The organism is Limosilactobacillus coleohominis (assembly GCF_016901675.1).
Taxonomy (GTDB): Bacteria; Bacillota; Bacilli; order Lactobacillales; family Lactobacillaceae; genus Limosilactobacillus; species Limosilactobacillus intestinavium.
This window is the reverse complement of record NZ_JACJKU010000006.1, coordinates 1-22,729: the sequence shown is the minus strand read 5'-3', so window position 1 is coordinate 22,729 and position 22,729 is coordinate 1. Positions and strand designations below refer to the sequence as shown.

Annotated in this window: 23 protein-coding genes; all 23 read left to right on the top strand. The window is 39.5% G+C overall.

Annotated elements, in window-relative coordinates; translation table 11 throughout:
• Positions 1 to 53: 53 nt before the first annotated feature.
• The 23 genes from H5975_RS01175 to H5975_RS01065 all read left to right on the top strand — a co-directional run bounded on the left by H5975_RS01175 (position 54) and on the right by H5975_RS01065 (position 22,633).
• Complete coding sequence (locus H5975_RS01175) at positions 54 to 995, top strand: DNA-directed RNA polymerase subunit alpha (protein ID WP_204784542.1); 942 nt, start codon at positions 54 to 56, stop codon at positions 993 to 995.
• Positions 996 to 1,026: 31 nt separating this feature from the next.
• Complete coding sequence (rplQ, locus tag H5975_RS01170; protein WP_204784541.1) at positions 1,027 to 1,407, top strand: 50S ribosomal protein L17; 381 nt, start codon at positions 1,027 to 1,029, stop codon at positions 1,405 to 1,407.
• A 223-nt stretch (positions 1,408 to 1,630) separates the two neighbouring features.
• Positions 1,631 to 2,452, top strand: a complete 822-nt coding sequence (locus H5975_RS01165) for an energy-coupling factor transporter ATPase (protein ID WP_204784540.1) — start codon at positions 1,631 to 1,633, stop codon at positions 2,450 to 2,452.
• Positions 2,434 to 3,312, top strand: a complete 879-nt coding sequence (locus tag H5975_RS01160; RefSeq protein ID WP_204784539.1) for an energy-coupling factor transporter ATPase — start codon at positions 2,434 to 2,436, stop codon at positions 3,310 to 3,312. Before H5975_RS01165 ends, H5975_RS01160 begins: the two co-directional genes overlap by 19 nt.
• Positions 3,302 to 4,105 (top strand): energy-coupling factor transporter transmembrane component T family protein, encoded by an 804-nt coding sequence (locus H5975_RS01155; RefSeq protein WP_204784538.1) that lies wholly within the window; start codon positions 3,302 to 3,304, stop codon positions 4,103 to 4,105. The genes H5975_RS01160 and H5975_RS01155 overlap by 11 nt, the downstream gene beginning before the upstream one ends.
• A 9-nt stretch (positions 4,106 to 4,114) precedes the next feature.
• Positions 4,115 to 4,882, top strand: coding sequence for a tRNA pseudouridine(38-40) synthase TruA (gene truA / locus H5975_RS01150; protein WP_204784537.1), 768 nt, complete (start codon positions 4,115 to 4,117; stop codon positions 4,880 to 4,882).
• 113 nt (positions 4,883 to 4,995) lie between these two features.
• Positions 4,996 to 5,439, top strand: coding sequence for a 50S ribosomal protein L13 (gene rplM, locus H5975_RS01145; RefSeq protein WP_178660013.1), 444 nt, complete (start codon positions 4,996 to 4,998; stop codon positions 5,437 to 5,439).
• A gap of 13 nt (positions 5,440 to 5,452) precedes the next feature.
• Positions 5,453 to 5,848 (top strand): 30S ribosomal protein S9, encoded by a 396-nt coding sequence (rpsI, locus tag H5975_RS01140; RefSeq protein ID WP_006916646.1) that lies wholly within the window; start codon positions 5,453 to 5,455, stop codon positions 5,846 to 5,848.
• A 145-nt stretch (positions 5,849 to 5,993) separates the two neighbouring features.
• Entirely contained in the window at positions 5,994 to 6,767 is a 774-nt protein-coding gene (locus H5975_RS01135; RefSeq protein WP_178660011.1) for a (S)-acetoin forming diacetyl reductase, read from the top strand.
• A gap of 141 nt (positions 6,768 to 6,908) precedes the next feature.
• Positions 6,909 to 7,538, top strand: a complete 630-nt coding sequence (locus H5975_RS01130; protein ID WP_178660009.1) for a glycoside hydrolase family 73 protein — start codon at positions 6,909 to 6,911, stop codon at positions 7,536 to 7,538.
• Between the two features lie 10 nt (positions 7,539 to 7,548).
• A complete protein-coding gene (locus tag H5975_RS01125; protein WP_204784536.1) occupies positions 7,549 to 8,121 on the top strand; it encodes a xanthine phosphoribosyltransferase in 573 nt (190 codons plus the stop codon).
• Between the two features lie 18 nt (positions 8,122 to 8,139).
• Complete coding sequence (locus H5975_RS01120) at positions 8,140 to 9,300, top strand: ATP-grasp domain-containing protein (protein ID WP_204784535.1); 1,161 nt, start codon at positions 8,140 to 8,142, stop codon at positions 9,298 to 9,300.
• A 117-nt stretch (positions 9,301 to 9,417) separates the two neighbouring features.
• Entirely contained in the window at positions 9,418 to 11,694 is a 2,277-nt protein-coding gene (gene pcrA, locus H5975_RS01115; RefSeq protein ID WP_204784556.1) for a DNA helicase PcrA, read from the top strand.
• A 1-nt stretch (position 11,695) separates the two neighbouring features.
• Complete coding sequence (gene ligA / locus H5975_RS01110; protein WP_204784534.1) at positions 11,696 to 13,720, top strand: NAD-dependent DNA ligase LigA; 2,025 nt, start codon at positions 11,696 to 11,698, stop codon at positions 13,718 to 13,720.
• A gap of 4 nt (positions 13,721 to 13,724) precedes the next feature.
• Positions 13,725 to 14,828 (top strand): CamS family sex pheromone protein, encoded by a 1,104-nt coding sequence (locus H5975_RS01105; protein ID WP_178660001.1) that lies wholly within the window; start codon positions 13,725 to 13,727, stop codon positions 14,826 to 14,828.
• A 129-nt stretch (positions 14,829 to 14,957) separates the two neighbouring features.
• Positions 14,958 to 15,269, top strand: coding sequence for an Asp-tRNA(Asn)/Glu-tRNA(Gln) amidotransferase subunit GatC (gene gatC, locus H5975_RS01100; RefSeq protein ID WP_178659999.1), 312 nt, complete (start codon positions 14,958 to 14,960; stop codon positions 15,267 to 15,269).
• Entirely contained in the window at positions 15,269 to 16,741 is a 1,473-nt protein-coding gene (gene gatA / locus H5975_RS01095; RefSeq protein WP_204784533.1) for an Asp-tRNA(Asn)/Glu-tRNA(Gln) amidotransferase subunit GatA, read from the top strand. Before gatC ends, gatA begins: the two co-directional genes overlap by 1 nt.
• 1 nt (position 16,742) lies before the next feature.
• Positions 16,743 to 18,167 (top strand): Asp-tRNA(Asn)/Glu-tRNA(Gln) amidotransferase subunit GatB, encoded by a 1,425-nt coding sequence (gene gatB / locus H5975_RS01090; RefSeq protein ID WP_204784532.1) that lies wholly within the window; start codon positions 16,743 to 16,745, stop codon positions 18,165 to 18,167.
• Positions 18,168 to 18,181: 14 nt separating this feature from the next.
• On the top strand, positions 18,182 to 19,183 hold the full coding sequence (locus tag H5975_RS01085; RefSeq protein ID WP_204784531.1) for a diacylglycerol kinase: 1,002 nt from the start codon (positions 18,182 to 18,184) through the stop codon (positions 19,181 to 19,183).
• Between the two features lie 60 nt (positions 19,184 to 19,243).
• The gene (gene rlmD / locus H5975_RS01080; RefSeq protein ID WP_204784530.1) at positions 19,244 to 20,614 is read left to right on the top strand and encodes a 23S rRNA (uracil(1939)-C(5))-methyltransferase RlmD; all 1,371 of its coding nucleotides are present in this window, start codon (positions 19,244 to 19,246) and stop codon (positions 20,612 to 20,614) included.
• A gap of 129 nt (positions 20,615 to 20,743) precedes the next feature.
• Complete coding sequence (locus tag H5975_RS01075; RefSeq protein ID WP_204784529.1) at positions 20,744 to 21,214, top strand: GNAT family N-acetyltransferase; 471 nt, start codon at positions 20,744 to 20,746, stop codon at positions 21,212 to 21,214.
• A gap of 626 nt (positions 21,215 to 21,840) precedes the next feature.
• Positions 21,841 to 21,996, top strand: a complete 156-nt coding sequence (locus H5975_RS01070) for a hypothetical protein (protein ID WP_204784528.1) — start codon at positions 21,841 to 21,843, stop codon at positions 21,994 to 21,996.
• Positions 21,997 to 22,222: 226 nt separating this feature from the next.
• Positions 22,223 to 22,633 carry a hypothetical protein gene (locus H5975_RS01065; RefSeq protein ID WP_204784527.1) on the top strand — a complete coding sequence of 137 codons (411 nt, stop codon included), beginning with the start codon at positions 22,223 to 22,225 and terminating at the stop codon, positions 22,631 to 22,633.
• Positions 22,634 to 22,729: the final 96 nt, after the last annotated feature.

The window sequence follows — 22,729 nt, the reverse complement described above, 5'->3', positions numbered from 1 at the left end:
AGATGCCTTTTTGGTAAATACGATCCACGTTTTGAAAGGGGTACTAGAGTAGAATGATCGAATTTGAAAAACCAAACATTCACAAAGTTGAGGAAACCGATAACTACGGTAAGTTTGTTGTTGAACCACTAGAACGTGGTTATGGGACCACTCTTGGTAACTCACTTCGGCGTGTTATGCTTGCCTCATTACCAGGTGCTGCAATTACCAGCATTAACATTGATGGAGTATTGCATGAATTTAGTACTGTTGAAGGGGTTACTGAAGATGTTACCCAGATTATTTTGAATCTTAAGAAAGTTTCCTTACGGATTGATTCTGAGGATGCAAAGAATTTGGAATTGGACGTCAAAGGTCCTGCTGAAGTAACAGCCGGGGACATTCAAGGTGACGGTGACGTTACTATTTTGAATCCAGATCTCCACATTGCTACAGTCGCTGATGGTGCAGAATTGCACATTCAAATGACTGCTGATAAGGGTCGTGGATACTCCTCTGCTGATGATAATAAGGCACGGATGGACTTAGCAATTGGTGTATTACCAATTGATTCCATCTATACCCCAATCGAACGTGTAAACTACACCGTTGAAAATACTCGGGTTGGTCAAAACAATGACTACGACAAGTTGACTCTTGATGTTTGGACTAATGGTTCTTTAACACCAACTGAAGCAGTTAGTCTTGCCGCAAAGATTCTGACGTCACACTTAACGATGTTTGTTAACTTGACTGAAGAAGCACAAAGTGCCCAAGTGATGGTTGAACGGGAAGAATCACACCAAGAAAAGGTACTTGACAAAACAATTGAAGAACTTGATCTATCAGTTCGTTCATACAACTGTCTTAAGCGGGCAGACATTCAAACTGTTAAAGATTTAACAGAGAGAACTGAGGCTGATATGATGAAGGTTCGTAATCTTGGACAAAAGTCATTAGATGAAATCAAGATTAAGTTGAACGATCTTGGTGTCGGCTTTCGTCAAGAAGATTAATTAATTTAAAGACTAAAGGAGGGAGCACTTCATGAGTTACCGTAAATTAGGACGTACTAGTTCACAACGTAAAGCTTTATTACGTGACTTAACTACTGATTTAATCGTTAATGGTTCAATTAAGACTACTGAACCTAAGGCTAAGGAAGTTCGTAAGACCATGGATCAAATGATCACTCTCGCTAAGCGGGGTGACCTTGCTTCACGTCGTAAAGCTGCTGCATTTGTTCGTAATGTAGTTGCTGACGTTAAGGAAGATGGCGATGACATTAAGGTACAATCAGCTCTTCAAAACTTATTTGAAGAACTTGGTCCAAAGTACGCTGACCGTAATGGTGGTTACACACGTATTTTGAAGACCATGCCACGTCGTGGTGATGGTGCCAAGATGGTAATTTTGGAACTTGTTTAGTTCAAAATTAGTTAAATAATCGTAATAAAGAATCACTACGATTGATGGTATAAAGCGTTATGATGATGGGAATTATTCCTTAGTCTAGCTTGAATGTGATTTAATCACGCGCCTCAATTGTAAGTGATTTTTTTGTATACAATAATATTTTTATTCCTTTTAGTGCTAGCAGTGCTTACTTTTGGTAAAATGATAATTGAGTTTATAAATGGAGGAGAAGTATATGGCAATCGTGGAAGTTAAAGGTGTTTCCTATACTTATCCTGGTAGCAATGAACCGACATTGAACGATATTACAGTTTCGTTTCCTACAAAAGAATGGACAACAATTATTGGTCATAATGGAAGTGGAAAAAGCACTTTAGCAAGATTAATTGACGAATTAATTCCAACTAGTGCCGGTGAAATCATTGTGGATGGAGTTCCAGTAGATGCTGAGCATGTGGGTGATGTTCATCAAAAAATAGGGTTTGTTTTTCAGAATCCTGAAAACCAGTTTGTCGGTACAACAGTTGAGGATGATGTTGCATTTGGATTAGAAAACCATCAAGTTCCAAGGGATAAAATGCAATTTAGGATTAAGCAGGCTTTGAATGATGTCAATATGCTAGAATTTGCCAAAAAGGAGCCAGCTCAATTATCCGGTGGTCAAAAACAACGGGTTGCAATTGCTGGTATTTTAAGTTTGCGTCCCAAAATTTTAATTTTTGATGAAGCTACCAGCATGCTAGATCCTCAAGCTCGCTTGAATATAATTCAATTACTAAAAAAGCTGAAAGTTGAAAAGGGTTTTACTATTATCGCTATCTCTCATGATCCTGCTGAGGCTGTGGCAGGTGATAATGTTGTTATCCTTGATCATGGCAAAATTATGGCAAGCGGAAAGACTACTGACATTTTAACTAATCACGATTTAATGAATCGTTATAATCTTGGATTGCCTTTTACAGAACAACTAAAGGCAAAACTAAAGGCAAAGGGGATCCCTTCCCCAGAAGTATACCTAGACGAGGAGCAAATGATTCAATGGTTGAGCCAGCAATAAAAATTGAAGATTTAAGTTATATATATAGTCCGGAAACTGCATTTGCGTACCAGGCCTTAAGTAATATTAATTTAACCATTCAGGGTGAAACCATTACTGCAGTAATCGGACATACTGGGAGCGGTAAGTCAACACTGATGCAACTTGTTGATGGTTTACTAATACCTACCAATGGCTCTATTACTGTTGGTAAAGTGAAGGTAACACCTAATTCCTCCAAGGAGGATTTTGCTCAGTTACGCAATCACGTTGGCTTTGTATTTCAATTCCCTGAGTCACAGCTTTTTGCAGATTCAGTTATTCAAGACGTCATGTTTGGTCCCTTAAACCTAGGAATGAGTGAAAACGCTGCTAGAAGAAATGCTAAAGAGGCGTTAGAACGACTAAGTTTTCCGACGAACTTATATGAACGATCACCTTTTGAACTATCTGGTGGGCAAATGCGTAGAGTTGCGATTGCCGGTGTCTTGGCAATGGATCCTAAGATCTTAATTTTGGATGAGCCTACTGCTGGGTTAGACCCAAATGGCCGTAAAGAGTTAATGCAATTGGTTCAACAACTTCACGAAGAAGGTAAAACTATTATCTTGATTACACACCAAATGGAACAAGTTGCTGAATATGCGGATCAAGTGGTTGCATTAAGTCATGGACAGGTTGCTTTTAATGGTTCACCACATGAACTATTTGATGATCAGTCCCGTTTACAAAAGATTGGATTAGTAGCTCCTCAAACAGTTCGCTTTGCTCAGAAACTTCAAGAACAAGGGGTTCACATAACTAAGTTGCCTATGAATGTCGATGAATTAGCTGAGGAGATTATCAAGGTGAAGAAGGGAATGACAGGTTATGGGAAATAAAGTCATTTTTGGAATTTATGTTCCAACTAACTCCATTATTCACCGACTAGATCCTCGTTTGAAATTCATGGTTTGTTTTTGGTATGTAATCTTAGTTTTTTTTGCAAATAGTGTTTTAACCAATATTTGGCTGGGATTAGTATTATTAATTTTTATGCGTCTAAGTAAAGTTTCTACCAAAATGTATTGGTCCGGAATAAAGACTTTAATGTGGGTAATTATTGTTACAGCTTTAGTGCAATTATTCTTTTCTGCGGGTGGTCATACTTATTGGCAGTGGCATTTTTTGAGTATTACTTCTGCCGGAATTGTACAGTCAATTTATTTGATTTTACGATTTGCGTATATTATTACGATTTCAACCGTTTTGACAGTCACCACTACCACACTTCAGTTGGCGGATGCCATCGAACATCTAATGAAGCCGTTGAAATACATTAAGGTGCCTGTTAACCAAATTGCAATGATGTTATCCATTGCCTTAAGATTCATTCCAACTATTATGAGTGAAGTTCAAACGATTATGAATGCTCAACGAGCACGTGGAATGGACTTTTCACAGGGAAATCTATTTCAAAGGGCTAAAAAGCTTGTTCCGGTGATGATTCCTTTGTTTGTGTCCTCATTTAAACGTGCAGAGGAACTGGCTATTGCTATGGAAGCGCGCGGATATGATCCAAATAGGGAAAGAACTAAGTATCGTGTATTGACATGGCAATCAAGGGATACTTATGCACTACTGTTAGTGGTATTAATTTCAATCATCTTATTCGCTTTGAAAATTGTTTTTTAGGAGGACAGTGTGGTTCGATATAAAATTACTTTTGCTTACGATGGCACTAACTTTTCTGGCTTTCAAATTCAACCTCATAAACGGACAATTGAACAAACTTTAAAAACAATCGTTAATCGGATGGCAAAAAATCCTGAGCCTGCTATTTCAATTATTGGATCGGGAAGAACTGATGCTGGTGTCCATGCGTTAAATCAGGTCGCACATTTTGACTTTCCATACCATATTCCTGAAAAGTCAATGGTACGGGCTTTAAATAGTCAGCTTCCATTGGACATCATCGTCAAAAAAGCTGAAATTGTTTCGCATGATTTTCATGCTCGCTATAATGCCCATAAAAAGCGTTATCGCTACCGAGTGACTCAAGGAGAGTTTGTGGATCCTTTTAAACGTAACTATACTGCCCATTATAAGTATCCGGTTAATATTGAAAAAATGAATCAGGCAGCACAAGATTTGGTAGGAACTCAAGATTTTACCAGCTTTGTAGCCTCTGGATCTCAAGCCAAGAGCAATGTGCGAACAATTTATGAAGCACAAGTTTATTATGAAGAGCATGACCATGAAATTATTTTTGAATTTGTGGGTAATGGCTTCTTATACAATCAAGTACGAATTATGGTAGCACTATTGTTGGAAATTGGGAGTGGTCAGCGACCTGTTGACGATATTCCACGGGTAATCGCAGCAAAGGATCGTCAAGAAGCTCGAATGACTGCTCCGGCAAGTGGTTTATACTTAGTAAATGTAGATTATGGTAGTAATTCCATGGAATAAATCATTGACTGACTAGTGATAATCGAGTACACTAGTAGCTGGTATTTCTTTTCCATAAATTACTCGGTACACAATTTATTGTAAAAGAAAGACAAAAATTGGAGGACTTAATCGTGAGAACGACATACATGGCAAAACCTGGTGAAGTTGACCGTAAGTGGTACATCGTTGATGCCAAAGACGTTTCTTTAGGTCGTGTAGCATCAGTTGTAGCTTCTATCTTACGTGGTAAGAACAAGCCAACGTTCACCCCTCATGTTGATACTGGTGACAATGTCATTGTTATCAACGCAGCAGATGTTAAGTTAACTGGTAAAAAAGCTAGCCGGAAGATTTACTACCGTCACTCAAACCACCCAGGTGGTTTAAAGCAACGGACTGCCGGTGACTTCCGTGCTAAGGAACCTGCCAAGATGGTTGAACAAACCATTAAGGGTATGCTTCCACACACCCCACTTGGTCGCAAGATGGGTATGAAGTTACATGTTTATGCTGGTGAAGACCACAGTCATGCAGCTCAAAAGCCTGAAAAACTCGACATTACTAACTTAATCTAAGGAGGGAACGGAATTGGCTCAACAAGTACAATACAGCGGTACTGGACGTCGTAAGGATTCTACTGCACGTGTCCGATTAGTACCAGGTTCTGGTAAGATTACTATGAACGGCAAAGCAATCGAAGACTACATTCCGTTTGCTAACTTACGCGCCATTGTCAACCAACCATTTGCAGTTACTCAAACTGAAGGTCAATATGATGTTTTAGTAAACGTTAATGGTGGTGGCTTCTCTGGCCAAGCTGGTGCAACCCGTCATGGGATTGCTCGTGCTTTACTCGCAGTCGACCCTGACTTCCGTGATGCCTTAAAGAAGGCTGGTCTCTTAACTCGTGACCCACGGATGAAGGAACGTCGTAAGCCAGGTCTTAAGAAGGCTCGTAAGGCTGCTCAATTCAGTAAGCGTTAATTTCGATTATCGTTTCAATCAAAAAAGACATCAGCAGATGCTGATGCCTTTTTTATTTTTTCAAATATTTGACAGCAAAAAGGACTTTAGTTATAATTTCAATATATTTGATAAACATTTCACAAACTTCAAAGGAGAGATAATTATGGCAAAGAAAGTTGCATTGGTTACTGGCGCTGGACAAGGTATCGGAGAGGCAATTGCCAAGCGTTTGGCTAAAGATGGCTTTGCCGTTGCCTTAGTTGCTCGTCATATGGATAGCTTAGAAAAAGTTGCTGCAGAAATTGAAAAAGATGGTGGCCAAGCCTTCCCAGTTACTGCGGATGTTTCTAAGCGGGATGAAGTATTTGCTGCTGTTAACCAAACAATTGACAAGTTTGGTGACTTTAATGTAATGGTTAACAATGCTGGTGTTGCCCCTACCACACCAATTGATACTGTTACTAAAGATGATTTAGATTATGTTTACACAATTAATGTTTACGGAACCATTTGGGGAATCCAAGCGGCTCATGAAGCATTTAAGAAGTTAGGTCACCCTGGTAAGATCATCAACGCAACTTCTCAAGCTGGTGTTGTAGGTAACCCTAACTTAACTGTTTACTCAAGTTCTAAGTTTGCTATTCGAGGAATTACTCAAGTTGTAGCTCGTGAATTAGCTGAAGAAGGAACTACTGTAAACGCATTTGCTCCGGGAATTGTTAAGACACCAATGATGTATGATATTGCACACAAGGTTGGTCAAAACGCCGGTAAGAGCGACGAATGGGGAATGCAAACATTTGCTAAGGACATTGCTTTAAAGCGTTTGTCTGAACCTGAAGATGTTGCTAATGCTGTTGCCTTTCTTGCAGGACCAGACTCAGATTACATTACTGGTCAAACGCTAGAAGTTGATGGCGGTATGCAATTCCACTAAAATTTAATATCTCTTTCATATTTGAGTATGGCACTCCAAACCTTTGTCATACTCTTTTTTATTGTGAAAAATATTTAAAAAGCGTTCTAAAATGCGGTAAAATTGTTACATTAGAAAATAGTTTGAAGGAGTCGACAGGTAGTGGCACGAAAAAGAAAGAGAAGGACAACGTCACGACGAAAGAAAAGATCAAGTTCAACTAAATGGATCACGACAATTTTAGTAATTTTAGTAGTCTTAATGGGTGGGTATATTGGACATCATCTATACCAACGCCATTTACAACAAGAAATTATTGAAAAACAGCAAAATTCGAAACGGTTATTTATCAAAGCCATTGCTCCAGAAGCTCAGGCAATGCAAAATCAGTATCATATTAAAGCGTCGATTACCATGGCCCAGGCAATTTTGGAATCCAACTGGGGGACTAGTAAATTAGCAAGCCAGTACCATAATTTATTTGGTATTAAAGGAACAGGGCCAAATTCAAAATTAATGACCACTAAAGAATATACCAAGGGTAAATGGATAGTGATCAAAGATCGGTTTAAAGTGTACCCAAGTTGGTCAGCGTCAATTAAGGATCATACGCAATTAATGTTAAATGGGACACAATATAAACAAGAAAATTATGAAAAAGTAATCAAAGCGCAAAACTATCGTGAAGCAGCGCAAGCTTTGCAAGACGCTAACTATGCAACCGATCCTGACTATGCAAGTAAGCTGATTAACGTTATTAAGACTTATAATTTAGACAAGTACGATAATTAGGAGAATCATTATGCAAGAATTAAAAGAGAAAATTGAAAAGTATGGAACTGTATTGCCAGGGAATGTCTTAAAAGTTGATGGATTTTTAAACCACCAAGTTGACACAGATTTAATGTACAAAATTGGTCAAGAATTTGCCAAGCATTTTCAAAATCAAGGAATTACAAAGATCTGGACTGTGGAATCATCAGGGATTGCCCCTGCAGTAATGACTGGATTGGCAATGCATTTACCAGTTATCTTTGCACGGAAGCATAAGAGTTTAACACTCAATGACAACATGTATACTGCTGATGTGTATTCTTACACCAAGAATACAACTAATCGAATTTCAATTTCCAAGAAATACGTTGATAAGGGTGAAAAAGTTCTGCTAATTGATGACTTTTTGGCAAATGGTCAAGCAGTTGAAGGAATGATGGAAATTGCTGATCAAGCGGGAGTAGAAGTTGCCGGAGCAGGAATTGTAATTGAAAAGAGTTTCCAGCCAGGTGGTAAGGAACTGCGTGATAAGGGTGTAGAAGTTTACTCATTAGCTCGGGTAAAGGCCTTAACCGATGATGGCCACGTGGTATTTAATTAATGAAGTGAGGGTGCGATTATGAGTACGGATGTTTTGTACCATGGAAATACGCTAGGTATTATGGGAATTGACCGGAATGGTAAGAAACTAATTATGGCAGCCAAAGAGGCCGGGTTAAATGTTGGTGTTTACCTAGACCATGCTGAACCTGAAAATACTAAGTTAGCGGATTTTACAGTCATTGGTAACTATCGTGATAAGGAAAAGTTAACAGAATTTGGTGAGAATTGTGATGCCGTAATTTATGAAACTGCTTCTATTGATTCAATCGTGATCAAATACTTAAGCAAGTATACTAACATTCCTCAAGGGCTAGACCCACTTGAAATAATGCAGGATCGTTTGATGGAACGAGCATTTCTAGATCAAATTAACGTCAACGTTGCACCATACGTCACTGTAATTGGCTTAGATGATATTTATCAATCAATTGATTCTATCGGTTATCCTGCTGTTTTAAAGCCAATTCAACGTGGTGTTGGTGAAGACTCCCTAATGATTACTAAGGAATCTGATATTGCCCGTGCATCTGACTTTATGAAGGCAGGTACTTATCTTCTGGAGTCATGGATTGATCATACTGCTGAATATGCCATGACCATGGCCATTGATAACGAAGGAAATCATTTATACCCATTAAGTGAACTGCAGTATGCAGAAGGCCACCGTTTGCAGGCCGTAAAATCTCCAGTAATTGTTCCAGATGACATGCTTGAGGAAATGAAACGGATTGCTAACTCAATTGGTAATCAACTAGGGTACAAAGGAATTATTTCAGTAAACTTTTATGTTACTAGCACTGGTAATTTGTATCTGAAGGACCTTGAGCCTGGAGTGTCCACAAGTGCTAACATCTTTACCGAAAGCGCTAATGTTAGTCAATATGAACAACAAGTTCGTATTTCTGCTGGGCGTCCCGCACACTTTATTGAGGAAGTTCAACCAGCAATCTTTATGATTGGTCGTCAAGAACAGTTGTCTGCGCTAGAACGACAAGCATTAATTCGTGACAACTGGAAGTTCAGCTTTTTTGAACCAAATCAAAGTGAACGTGATCAAGTTTATGCATACGTTTGGGCAACTGGTAAAGACACTACCGTTGAAGAAATTCAAAACCAAGTTGATGATACCGAAGTATGGGTGAATTCAGAACATGAGGATACCAATCCAACTGAATAACTAAAAAGGAAAGGCGAATAATATTTTCGGCTTTCCTTTCTTTTGCTCATTAACTCAAACGGAAGTTTGGTATAATATTCTGTAACTGATTTTAAGAGAGGATGGAATGTCGTGACAATGGAATCACCACTGGCAGGAATGAACGATAAACAGCGTGAGGCAGTTCTCGCAACTGAAGGTCCGGTCCTAGTAATGGCAGGAGCAGGTTCTGGTAAGACACGTGTGTTAACCCATCGGGTAGCATATTTGATTGAAGAAAAGAATGTTTTACCATGGCATATTCTAGCAATTACTTTTACTAATAAGGCCGCCCGTGAAATGAAAGAACGGATTGGCAAGTTGCTTGGTGAAAGTGCTAATGACATCTGGATTTCCACTTTCCACGCATTATGTGTTCGTATTTTACGTCGTGATATTGATAAATTAGGTTTTAACACTGCATTTACCATTGCAGACCCTGGTGAACAGCGGACGTTGATGAAGCGGATTTGTGAAGAACTGAATATCGATACCAAGAAGTTTGATCCTCGGCAACTATTAAGTGCAATTTCTAATGCGAAAAATGCAATGCTAACACCTGATGAATACGAAAAACGATATCAGGATCCTTTCCGTAAAATGGTTGGTCGTACCTACCGTGTTTATCAACGTGAATTAGAAACTAATCAGACGCTCGACTTTGATGATCTGATTATGAAGACAATTCAATTGTTCAAAACTGATTCTGAAACCTTGAAATATTACCAAGATAAATTTCAATACATTCATGTTGACGAATATCAGGACACCAATGATGCACAATATGAGCTAGTTCATATGTTGGCTGATGGTTATCATAATCTTTGTGTTGTTGGTGATGCAGATCAAAGTATTTATGGTTGGCGGGGAGCTAACATGAACAATATTTTGAACTTTGAAAAAGATTATCCTGATGCCAAAACGATTATGCTGGAACAAAACTACCGTTCCACTCAAACGATTTTGAATGCTGCTAATGAAGTGATTGCCAATAACTTAAAGCGGAAAGATAAGAATTTGTGGACTGAGAACGGTCAAGGAGATAAAATTTCTTACTACCGTGCGCAAAGTGAACATGATGAAGCTTATTACGTCGTTAAAAAGATTCAGGAGCAGATGCGTGAACATGGGTATAAATATGGCGATTTTGCTGTTTTGTATCGTACCAATGCTCAATCACGGGTGATTGAAGAAACATTTTTGAAGAGTTCGGTTCCATATACAATGGTTGGCGGCCATAAATTCTACGATCGAAAAGAAATCCGTGATATTCTGGCATACTTAACCTTAGTTGCTAATCCCAACGATTCCATGAGTTTTGAACGGGTTGTGAATACCCCTAAGCGAGGGATTGGTCCAACTAGTATTGACAAGTTACGTCAATTTGCTTCTAGTACCAATTCTTCATTATTAACAGCTACCCAAAATATTATGATGGCTAATGATATTTCAACTAGTGTTCGTAATAAATTTGATGGCTTTGCTCAAGAAATGATGGCAATTCAAGAACAAGCGGATGCCCTCTCAATTACCGAATTAACAGATTTAATTTTAGATAAGACTGGCTATCGGAAAGCTTTGGAAGCTGAAGCTGAGAAGAGTTTACAGGCTCAATCAAGATTAGATAACTTGGACGAATTTAAATCTGTAACGCAGGAATTTGATAAGAATAATGCTGACGATGCTGCTAACGCTCAAGAGAAATTAACCCGGTTCTTAACTGATTTGGCACTGGTTTCCCCACAAGATGATATTGAAGATCAAGAAAATACGGTTACTTTAATGACTTTGCACGCTGCTAAGGGGCTAGAGTTCCCAGTTGTCTTCTTAATTGGAATGGAACAAAGTATCTTCCCAATGGCACGGGCATTGAATAACGAAGAAGAAGAGGAAGAAGAACGTCGTTTAGCATACGTAGGGATTACGCGAGCTCAAAAGAAATTGTTCCTTACTAACGCAATGTCACGTGTTCTATACGGACGTATTCAACGGAATCCTGAATCAGAATTTATTGATGAAATAAATGATGATCTATTGGACTTCGATAATAATCAAAGCATGCGGACACCATTTGGGAGTGGACGCAGTAGTTATAATCAGCGAGCCGCAACTGCCACCACTTACCGCAGCTCAACAGGACACCATTCTTATTCTTCGGCTGGTAAACGGGTTGCACCTAAGACCAATCCTGGAACAGGAGCTGATAAGCAATCTTGGAATGCTGGTGACAAAGTTAAACATAAGAAATGGGGCATTGGCACTGTCGTTGCAGTTAACGGTACTGGTAGTGATATGGAATTAGACATTGCCTTCCCTAAAGAAGGGGTTCGTAGACTGTTAGCAACGTTTGCACCAATTGAAAAGGTAGATGAATAAAATGGCAGATCAACCATTAACGTTAGCAGAAGCTAAAAAAATCATTGGACCACTGCGCCAACAACTAATTCAATGGGGAAAAGAATACTACGAGCAAGATCAACCTACTGTTGAAGACTACGTTTATGATCGTGAATATCAGCGCTTAGTATCTTTAGAATCACAATTTCCAGAATTAGTGACCCCTGATTCACCAACCCAAAGAGTGGGTGGGCAAACGGATACGCAATTAGCAAAAGTTACTCATGATATTCCAATGTTATCCATGGGTGATGTCTTTTCTGTTGAAGAACTTCATGATTTTAATCTTCGCCAACAAGATAGCTTATCCCATCCCACTCATTTAGAGTATGATTTAGAATTAAAAATTGACGGACTATCACTTTCACTGGTTTATGAAAACGGGCGCCTTGTTCAGGCATCAACCCGTGGTAATGGGGTTATTGGTGAAGATGTGACAGCTAACGCAATGACAATTAAGGACATTCCTCACCAATTGCCTGAACCACTGTCTGTGGAATTTCGTGGTGAATGTTATATGCCAAAGGCTTCTTTTGTGAAGTTAAATGAAGAGCGGGAAACTAATGGGCAACCAGTCTTTGCCAATCCACGGAATGCCGCTGCTGGAAGTTTGCGTCAACTTGATCCTCAAGTCACTGCTCGCCGGAATTTAGCTACTTTTATGTACTATGTTCCTGAATATGAAAAAATTGGGGTTACTACTCAAGAAGCGGCATTGCAGCGGATGCGTGATTTAGGGTTTAATGTTAATCCTAATAATCGGACAGTTCATAATGAAGACGAGTTAGCAGAATACATTAATGAATACACTGCTAAACGTGATGATTTGGAATATGGCATTGATGGTATTGTAGAAAAAGTTAATGACTTAGCAACTGAACAACAGTTAGGCAATACCGTAAAAGTACCGCGCTGGGAGATTGCTTATAAGTTTCCTCCTGAAGAACAAGCAACGGTGGTTAGAGACATCGTATGGACTGTTGGACGGACAGGAAATGTAACACCAACTGCCGTAATGGATCCTGTTCAATTGGCTGGGACCACGGTAAGTCGCGCTTCATTGCATAATCCTGATTACCTTCAAGAAAAAGATATTCGGATTGGCGATACCGTTCTTTTACATAAGGCTGGTGACATTATTCCTGAAATCTCTCGGGTAGTGCTGGGAAAACGCCCGGCTGATAGTGAAGAGTATCAGATTCCTACGCATTGTCCAGTGTGTGACTCTGAATTAGTCCACTTAGATGGGGAGGTCGCTTTACGATGTGTTAACCCAATGTGCCCAGCACAAATTAAGGAAGGATTAGCACACTTTGCATCACGAAATGCAATGAATATTGATGGGTTAGGTCCAAAAATTATTGAACAACTTTGGGATAAGAAATTAGTACGTGATTTTGCGGATTTGTACCGGCTCAATAACGATCAATTATTAACTTTAGATAAATTTGGTGCTAAATCTGCCTCTAACCTATTGACATCAATCGATAATAGCCGTCATAATTCAGTCGAACGTTTATTATTCGGTTTAGGAATCCGTCATGTTGGTGCTAAAGTTGCCCGTTTAATCGCTGAACACTTTGGCTCGCTGGATGCTGTCATGAACGCTACTGCCGAGGAAATTTCCGCAGTAGATACAATCGGACCAACAATTGGTGACAGCGTCGCTACTTATTTTGCTAACGATCAGGTTCACCAGTTGATTCAAGAATTAAAAGATGTGCAAGTTAATATGCAATACACGTCTGCTTCAACTGTTGACAGTGATAGTGAGTGGAATGGTCAACGGGTAGTTTTAACTGGTAAATTATCAACATTAACCCGTGCGGAAGCTAAGGAATGGCTGGAAGAACACGGTGCAAAGGTAACAGGGAGTGTTTCTAAGAAGACTAACCTGTTAATTGCAGGAGAAAAAGCCGGTAGTAAATTGCAAAAGGCTCAGCAGTTAGGAGTACCAGTATGGGATGAACAACAACTGAGTCAAGCAATGAAGGAGGAACAATAAGCTCGTGAAAGCTAAAAAACTACTAATTGTGGGAACGCTATTACTTTCAACTATTGTATTGGCTTCCTGTGGTAAGAGCTCTAGTAAGGGATATTCAACAACTGGTTCAACTGGTGGAACCTATCAAGGAGTTATCAAGGGCGGCCACTACAAAACTAGTAAAGCCCGTGGTGTAAATATTAACCAAAATAATAACCAATACAATTTAAAGAGTTTTGAAAGTGGTTTAACGGATGTCTCTAAACGGGTCTTTTCCACTAAAAACTATATTTTTCAAGAAGGTCAATACCTAAGTACTGATACCATTGAAAGTTGGTTAGGACGGAAAACTAAGAGTAATCCTAATGGGTTAAACCCCACTCGAGGTAAGAAGAGTGACCCTAATCCTGAGTATATTCAACAAATTGAAGAACAGGATTATATGACAGAAAGTGGCAGTTCCTTAAAACTAAAAGGAATGACCATTGGTATTGGTATTAACAGTGAATACAATTATCATAAAAAGACGGATGGACCTTCATACACCAAAAAGATTTCCGATGAAGAAGTTCAACGGCAAGGTAAGATTGCTGCTGATAAAGTCTTAAAACGTCTTCGCCAACGGAAAGATTTGAAGAACATTCCAATTGTTATCGCACTATACAAGCAAGCTCCAGATGATAGTTTGGTTGGTGGAACATTCTTTGCTTACAGCAAGAATAGTGGTAGTTCCGTTTCCACCTGGCATAAGTTAAACTACAAGAACACTGTTTTGCCAAAGGCTAATGCTGAAACCAGTCAAAATTCTGGTAGTTCAACTGACAACGATAGCTTCTCAAACTTCAAGAGTCAGATTCAGAACTTCTTCCCGAACTTAAGTGGTGTTACTGCTCAAGCTCAGTATCATAATGGTAGTTTGTCTGGAATGCACATTACGATTACTACACAATTCTATAGTCAATCAGAAATTTCCAGTTTTACTGCTTACATTGCTCGGGCCGCAAAACGTTACTTACCACACGGAATTCCAATTGACATTAAGATTCAATCCGATTCCGAAATGCAAGCGGTAGTTTACCGGAATTCAGGTTCGGATAACTTTCAATCACATGTCTTTAATTCATATTAATAAACACCAAAAGATGCCTCGTTCAGAAGCATCTTTTTTTGTTTTTTAAAAAGCGGTTTGATGGGCGGTCAAAGGTCGATTCATGTGATAAAATGGTTTAGTGTAATATTTTGAAAAGAGGTTAAGAGAATGGCTGAAAAAATTGATCGGCAAGAAGTAAAGCACGTCGCTGACCTCGCCAAGTTGTCTTTTGATGATGCGGCACTTGACAAGATTACTCCACAATTGGAGGAAATCATTGATTTATTTACTGACTTGCAGAAGGTTGATACAGATGGTGTTGAACCAATGTACAGTCCTACTACTGAACACAGTGTACTGAGAGAAGATAAAGGGGTCCGCAGTGGTCAACGTGATGAGTTACTAGCCAATGCACCTGAAACGCATGATGGACTCATTAAGGTTCCTGCAATTATTGATGAAAGTGAGGACGGCGAATAATGAATTTTAATGATACTAATATTACCGACCTTCATAATCAATTAGTTAAGGGTGAAGTTAGTGCTACAGATCTAACTAAGGAATCCTTCAAGCAGATTAAAGCTACAGATGATGATGTTCAAGCCTTTCTAACTTTGAATGAAGAAGCAGCGTTAAAGCGGGCTGCTGAAATTGATAAAAATGGTATTGCTGAAGATCAGCTCTTAGCAGGTATTCCTTTGGCTGTAAAGGACAACATTGTCACAAAGGGGCTAAGAACAACCGCAGCTTCTAAGATTTTAGGAAATTTCACACCGGTTTATGATGCCACCGTGATTGAAAAGATGAACCAAGCAGGCTTTATTAATGTTGGTAAAACCAACATGGATGAATTTGCCATGGGATCATCTACTGAAAATTCTGGCTTTAAAAAGACTAAGAATCCTTGGGACTTAACACGGGTTCCAGGTGGTTCTTCTGGTGGTTCAGCTGCTGCAGTTGCTGCAGGTGATGTTTTGGCTGCCTTCGGTACTGATACTGGTGGTTCAATTCGTCAACCAGCATCATTCAACGGGATTGTTGGAATGAAGCCAACATACGGTCGTGTTTCTCGTTGGGGAATCATTGCCTTTGGTTCTAGTTTTGACCAAGTTGGTTGGTTGAGTAACAACGTTAAAGACAACGCTATTTTAATGCAGGCAATTAGTGGTTTAGATAAGCATGATATGACATCCGCTAATCAAGAAGTACCAAACTGGGCTGCAAATCTAGACAAAGCTAGCGTTAAGGGACTCAAGATTGCTGTTCCTGAAGAATATACTAGCGATGCCATTGATGATGACGTTCGTGAAGTTATTCAAGCAGCATTGAAACATTTTGAATCATTAGGTGCTACTGTGGATACCGTTTCTCTGCCACATACCAAATATGGTGTTTCAGCCTACTACATTTTGGCATCATCTGAGGCTTCATCTAACTTACAACGTTATGATGGAATTCGTTATGGCTTCCGTGCTGATGACGTTAAGAACCTGGACGATGTTTATGTGCGGACCCGGACAGAAGGCTTTGGTGATGAAGTTAAACGGCGGATCATGTTAGGAACTTTCTCACTTTCTGCCGGATTCTACGATGCATACTTTAACAAAGCAGCTAAAGTTCGTCGGTTGATTGCAGATGACTTTAACAAGGTCTTTAAGGACTACGATGTTATTTTAGGTGCAACGGATGCTTCAACAGCCTTTAAGATTGGTGATAAGGTAACTGACCCAACTAAGATGTACCTTAACGATGCATTGACCATTCCGGTTAACATGGCAGGATTACCAGCTATGTCCTTGCCAGCAGGATTTTCTAAGAAAGATGGGATGCCTGTTGGTTTGCAAATCATCGGTAAACCATTTGATGAACAAACTGTTTACGATGCTGGATACGTTTTTGAACAAACTACCGACTTCCACAAGAAGAATGCTAAGTTAGGAGGTCAAAACTAAGATGAACTTTCAAACGACAATCGGACTCGAAGTTCACGTTGAACTGAAGACTAATTCTAAAATTTATAGTCCATCACCAGTTCAATACGGTGTGGAACCAAATTTAAACACTAACGTGATTGACTGGGCCTACCCAGGAACTCTGCCAACCTTGAACAAGGGAGTAGTTCGTGATGGTATCATGGCTGGATTAGCATTGCATGCTAACATTACTAAGCACATGCACTTTGATCGTAAGAACTACTTCTATCCAGACAACCCTAAGGCTTATCAAATTACTCAATCAGAAACACCAATTGCTACCGATGGTTGGGTAGAAATTGAAGTTAATGGTAAGAAAAAGAAAATTGGTATTGCAGAAATGCACATCGAAGAAGATGCTGGTAAGAACACGCACACGGGTGAATACTCCTACGTGGACTTGAACCGGCAAGGGACACCATTAATTGAAATTGTTTCTAAGCCAGACATTGCATCAGCTGACGAAGCGGTTGCTTATTTGGAAGCTCTACGGCAACGAATCCAATTTACAGGGATTTCTGACGTTAAGATGGAAGAAGGTTCCATGCGGGTTGATACTAACATCTCCATCCGTCCATTTGGTTCTGATAAATTCGGTACTAAGACAGAAATGAAGAACATCAACTCCTTCAATTATGTTAAGAATGCTTTGGAATTCGAAGAAAAGCGTCATCAGCAAGTGATCCTTTCTGGGGGAACAATTGCTCAGGAAACCCGACGTTATGATGAAGCAACTAAGGAAACTGTTTCCATGCGGAGTAAGGAAGGTAGCGAAGACTACCGTTACTTCCCAGAACCAGATATTCCACCTCTGGATGTTTCTGATGATTGGATTAATGAAATTAAATCTGAAATGCCAGAAATGCCTGGCGAACGTCGTGAACGTTACACCAAAGATTTAGGCTTGTCTGATTACGACGCCATGGTCTTAACTCAGACTAAGGAAATGTCCGACTTCTTTGACGCGGCAGTTAAGGCTGGTGGAGACGCTAAGCGGGTTGCCAACTACTTAATGAACGACGTTAACAGTTACCTGAATGATGAACAAGTTGACTTGCCAGATACTAAGTTGACACCAGAACACTTAGCCGGCATGGTTAAGTTAATCACTGATGGTACAATTTCTTCTAAGATGGCAAAGAAAGTCTTCAAGGGAATTATTGCGGGTGAAGAACCAGCTTCCTATGCGAAGGAACATGGTTTGGTTCAATTATCCGATCCAAAAGAATTGCAACCAATTATTGATGATATTTTGGCTAATAACCAACAATCAATTGAAGACTTTAAGAACGGTAAAGATCGGGCTGTCGGCTACTTGGTTGGTCAAATCATGAAGCAAACTCGTGGTAAGGCCAATCCACAAGTGGTTAACAAGCTTTTGATGAAGTCATTGAATGCACAATAATCAGGAGGTCAGCGATGCGAAAACGAGCACGGATTATTTATAACCCAGTGGCCGGTCGCGAAGCAATGCATGATGACCTGGCTGACATCTTAACAATCTACGAGCAGGCGGGCTACGAAACCAGTGCTTTTGCGACTACTCCAGAACCTGATTCCGCCAAGCATGAGGCAACGCGAGCAGCAAACGAGGGGTTTGATCTATTAGTAGCTGCTGGTGGTGATGGAACTTTAAATGAAGTCATTAATGGGATTGCAGGGTTAGAAAAACGCCCTCGATTAGCAATCATTCCTGCTGGAACAACTAATGACTATGCACGGGCATTACATGTTCCTCGGGAAGATCCGGTTGCTGCAGCTAAGTTGATTTTAAATAAAGACAACCATTTTAAAATTGACTTGGGGAAGGCCGGCGACAACTACTTTATGAATATTGCTGCTGGTGGAACATTAACTGAATTAACCTATGATGTATCTACTCAAATGAAATCATTATTTGGTTATTTAGCTTACTTTGCAAAGGGTGCTGAAATGCTTCCGCAAGTGAAGCCAGTTCATATGAATATTAAGTATGATGGTCAGGAATTTGATGGAATGGCATCAACAGTCTTTCTGGCACTTACTAACTCGGTAGGTGGCTTTGAACAAATTGTTCCAGATGCCGCTTTAAATGATGGGATGTTTTCACTGATCATCGTGAAGGACAGTAACATGGTCGGCTTAATGCAGCTTATGGCAAAAGCTCTCAAGGGAACTCACCTTGATGATCCTCGCGTGATTTATGTCAAAGCAAAGGATGTTCAAATTACACCCCTAGATACTAAAGATCGTCTTATGATTAACCTTGATGGTGAATATGGTGGAGATGCACCAATGCATTTCCAAGCATTAAAACAACATTTGGATATCGTAGCGGATGTGAGTGCAATTCCAGAAAATGCAATTGCATCGATTGATCCGGACATGAAAAAAGCAGAAGATGATTTTGTGCGTGGTGTCGATCAAATCGGTAAAGAATAGTAAAAAGAGGCCGGGACCAGGTTCCGACCTCTTCTTCGTACAACGCACTGGAGGAAGAAAATGAAAGTTAAAACACCAGTTTACAAAAACGATCATATTACCAGTAAGGTGGTTGATCTGACATATCAAGGGAACGGTGTAATTAAAGTCGAACACTATCCCATCTTCGTACCTAATACTTTACCAGGTGAAGAAGTCGAAATTGTTGTAACCAAGGTAACCAGAAACTTTGCTTGGGGCAAAATGGTTAAATTAATTTCCAAGAGTCCTGATCGGGTTGAAATGAAGGATCAGCGGTATCTACAAACTGGAATTGCTCCATTGGGGAACTTAAAATATCCAGCTCAGCTTAAGTTTAAGCGTCATCAAATTCAAGAGTTACTAGAGAAAGCGCATTTGGATGATATTCAAGTGGCACCAACAATGGGGATGGAACACCCTTATGAATATCGAAACAAAGCGCAGGTACCTGTTAAGCTGATTAAGGGTCAATTGCAAACCGGCTTTTACAAACGGGGCAGTCATGACTTAGTTCCAATTGAAAACTTTCTAATCCAGGATCCCGTTATTGATCAAACAATTAAAATTGTGCGTGACCAACTGCGTCAGTATCATATTCAACCATATGACGAGCAAACTGGACGCGGATGTATTCGAACGGTCATGGTTCGTCGTGGTTATTACAGCCATGAAGTGATGGTAGTTTTGATTTCGAATACTAAAAAAATCCCACATGTTGAAGAAATCACTAAAGAAATATCCGCAAAGGTACCCGGGATTAAAAGTATCGTGCAGAATATTAATAGTAAGCGAACTAACAAGCTTCTTGGTGATGTGAACCATACTTTGTGGGGTCAGGATACAATTAATGATCAGCTACTTGGTATTAACTTTACAATTTCGCCATTGTCTTTCTACCAGGTAAATCCTCAACAAACAGAACGTCTCTACGAAACGGCAATTCAAAATGCCGGATTAGATGGTACGCAAACGGTCATTGATGCATATTGCGGTATTGGGACGATTTCTTTGGCAGTCGCTAAGCACGCCAAAAAAGTGTATGGTGTAGAAATTGTTCCGGCAGCGATTGAAGATGCCAAAATGAACGCGAAAAATAATGGAATTGCAAATGCAGAATTTGTAGTTGGTAAGGCTGAAGAACAAATGGCAAAGTGGCAGGAAGAAGGATTGAAACCGGATGTTTTGATTGTGGACCCACCACGGAAGGGGTTGGGCGAAGAATTAATCGAAGCAACTGGTAAGATGAAGCCTGAAAAGGTAATCTATGTAAGTTGTAATCCGGCCACACTGGTTCGCGATATTCAACGTTTTATGGACCAGGGTTACCATGTAACAAAACCGATTCAGCCGGTGGACCAATTCCCGCAGACGACGCATGTTGAGAGTGTCACAGTACTTGAGCGAGCCTAAGGCGAAGCTCAAGTACTAGTGATACTCCACGCGATAGCCACCCAAGAACGAGGAACAGCGTGACGAGTGATTGGTTAGTGGCGAACCGCGGAGACCATTACAGTTGTTGAACGTAAAGAAGGCTAAGCAATGGTTGCAAAAAGCAAAATTAATAAAGTAGAAAAGATTACTAGTGAGCATTGGCGACTGCTCTTATTAGCATATCCAAGCAAACATCTAGTTCAGAATTATTTGCAGATGGGTCAAGTCTTTGATATTAAAAAAGACGACCGACCAATCGCCATTCTTGTGCTGGAGGCAGTATCAGAACGTGGCTTAGAGATAAAAAATATTGCAGTTGATCCTCGATTTGAGAATCAGGGTTTTGCTAGTCGTTTGTTGTATTTTGCTATTCAATATTCCAAAAATCACAAGTATCAACAATTACAAATAGGTACGGGGAGTACCAGCTTTAAGCAACTATACCTTTACCAAAAGTTTGGCTTTAGGGTGACCGATATTAAGCAGGACTTCTTCACAAAAAATTATAAACAGCCGATTTATGAAAATCGTTTGCTGTTAAAAGATATGTTGGTTTTGACGATGAACACCGAACACTAAAAAGCACCCAGCCAAAATAGCTAAGTACCAAATATCCCGAGTTTTCACATATTAACTCTAATTACTTCACCATCTTTGGACGTTAACTTTAGGTAGCGTTAAAAGATGGTGATTTTTGAAAAGACAAACTAGTAATTCATCAAATTCAAATCAAGTCATATTTGTCGAATTAAAGCGTCACTGCCTTGATACTGGTTTGACGACTGAATTAGTTTTGATAGCGTACTTTTAGTTACAAGTTGAAAAATTAAAATAGATCAGATATCATTGTAAATGAAAAGAGAGTAACGAGTGGTGCCTCGTTACCCTCAAACGCAGTTCAGGTGACTGGAGTTAAGCTAACCGTTATGGTTAGCTTTTTTTATTATCGCATAGGCTTTGGCACAGTCAATAATTAGCTGGCCGATTGCCACGATAACTATGGCGGCAATAATTGCCACTCCTCCAGTCTTTTCCTAATTAACATGACTTCCACCTCCACAGTTCAGATTATTTGAGGGGTGTGTAGCCACGTTAACTGCTAAGTCTTTCATGGTGGGAGCGACCCATCAATTCCGACCTAATAGCATTTTATCATAGAAACAACAAAAAGCCTGCTGGCTGGGATCCCACAAGCATGAATAGTAATGAATGAAGCATTTCGAGTTCTTAGGCATGGTGGGAAATTAACAATTATCGATATGGAACATACTGGAGAATTTAAGCGATTACTATCTCAATGTGGATGTAAGGTAACAGTTAGCCATACACTGGCATCAATGGCCTATGGGGCTGGGTCCTGACGAGTATCATAATTCCAGATAAGCAATAGGTGAAAAGTTTATGAATCTACACGATAAAATCAAGCAACAATATGAAAATAGGGATTATGATTAGCGAATCAATATCGCAATAAATTATTCCAAGCCAGATAAGTTAGGCTGGAATCTACGAGTCAGAAAAAGTATCAAGTCGCTATAATAATGCGTTGTAATCATTACTTAATGACTGATTTTTTAAGGAGAAAAAATGGCTAATACAATCGATAAAATCAAATTAGATTCTGAAAATATTTGTTTTGGCCCAGAACCGGAATTCAATGATGAAACCATACAAATCCTTACCTTATATCGAGATGGTCACTTTGTTTTCAGAGGCTACCGATATGGTGACAAAACGTTGCTGAGAAAAAAAGTAGCAAAAGTTTCTCTCAAGGAGATGCAACAATTTTTTAATGAAATAGAAACAATAGTATTAGATCCTGAATATCAAACTAATTTTGTAACAGATGTCGGAACTTGGCGAATGAGTATCCACTACCAAAATTACCAGAAACATTTCTTTGGTTCATTAATTCCTGGTTGTGGTTTTGACCAAGTATATAAGAAATTAAGAGAAATTACAAAAATCTCGCATCTTTTTGCATTTCGTAGATTGTAATATTTAAGTTAACAGTTAAATAAGTGGACAAGAAAACCCATAAAGGTCTTTAATGGTGTCGCTAAACTAATCCAAGAAAGAAGGACCTTTATGGGC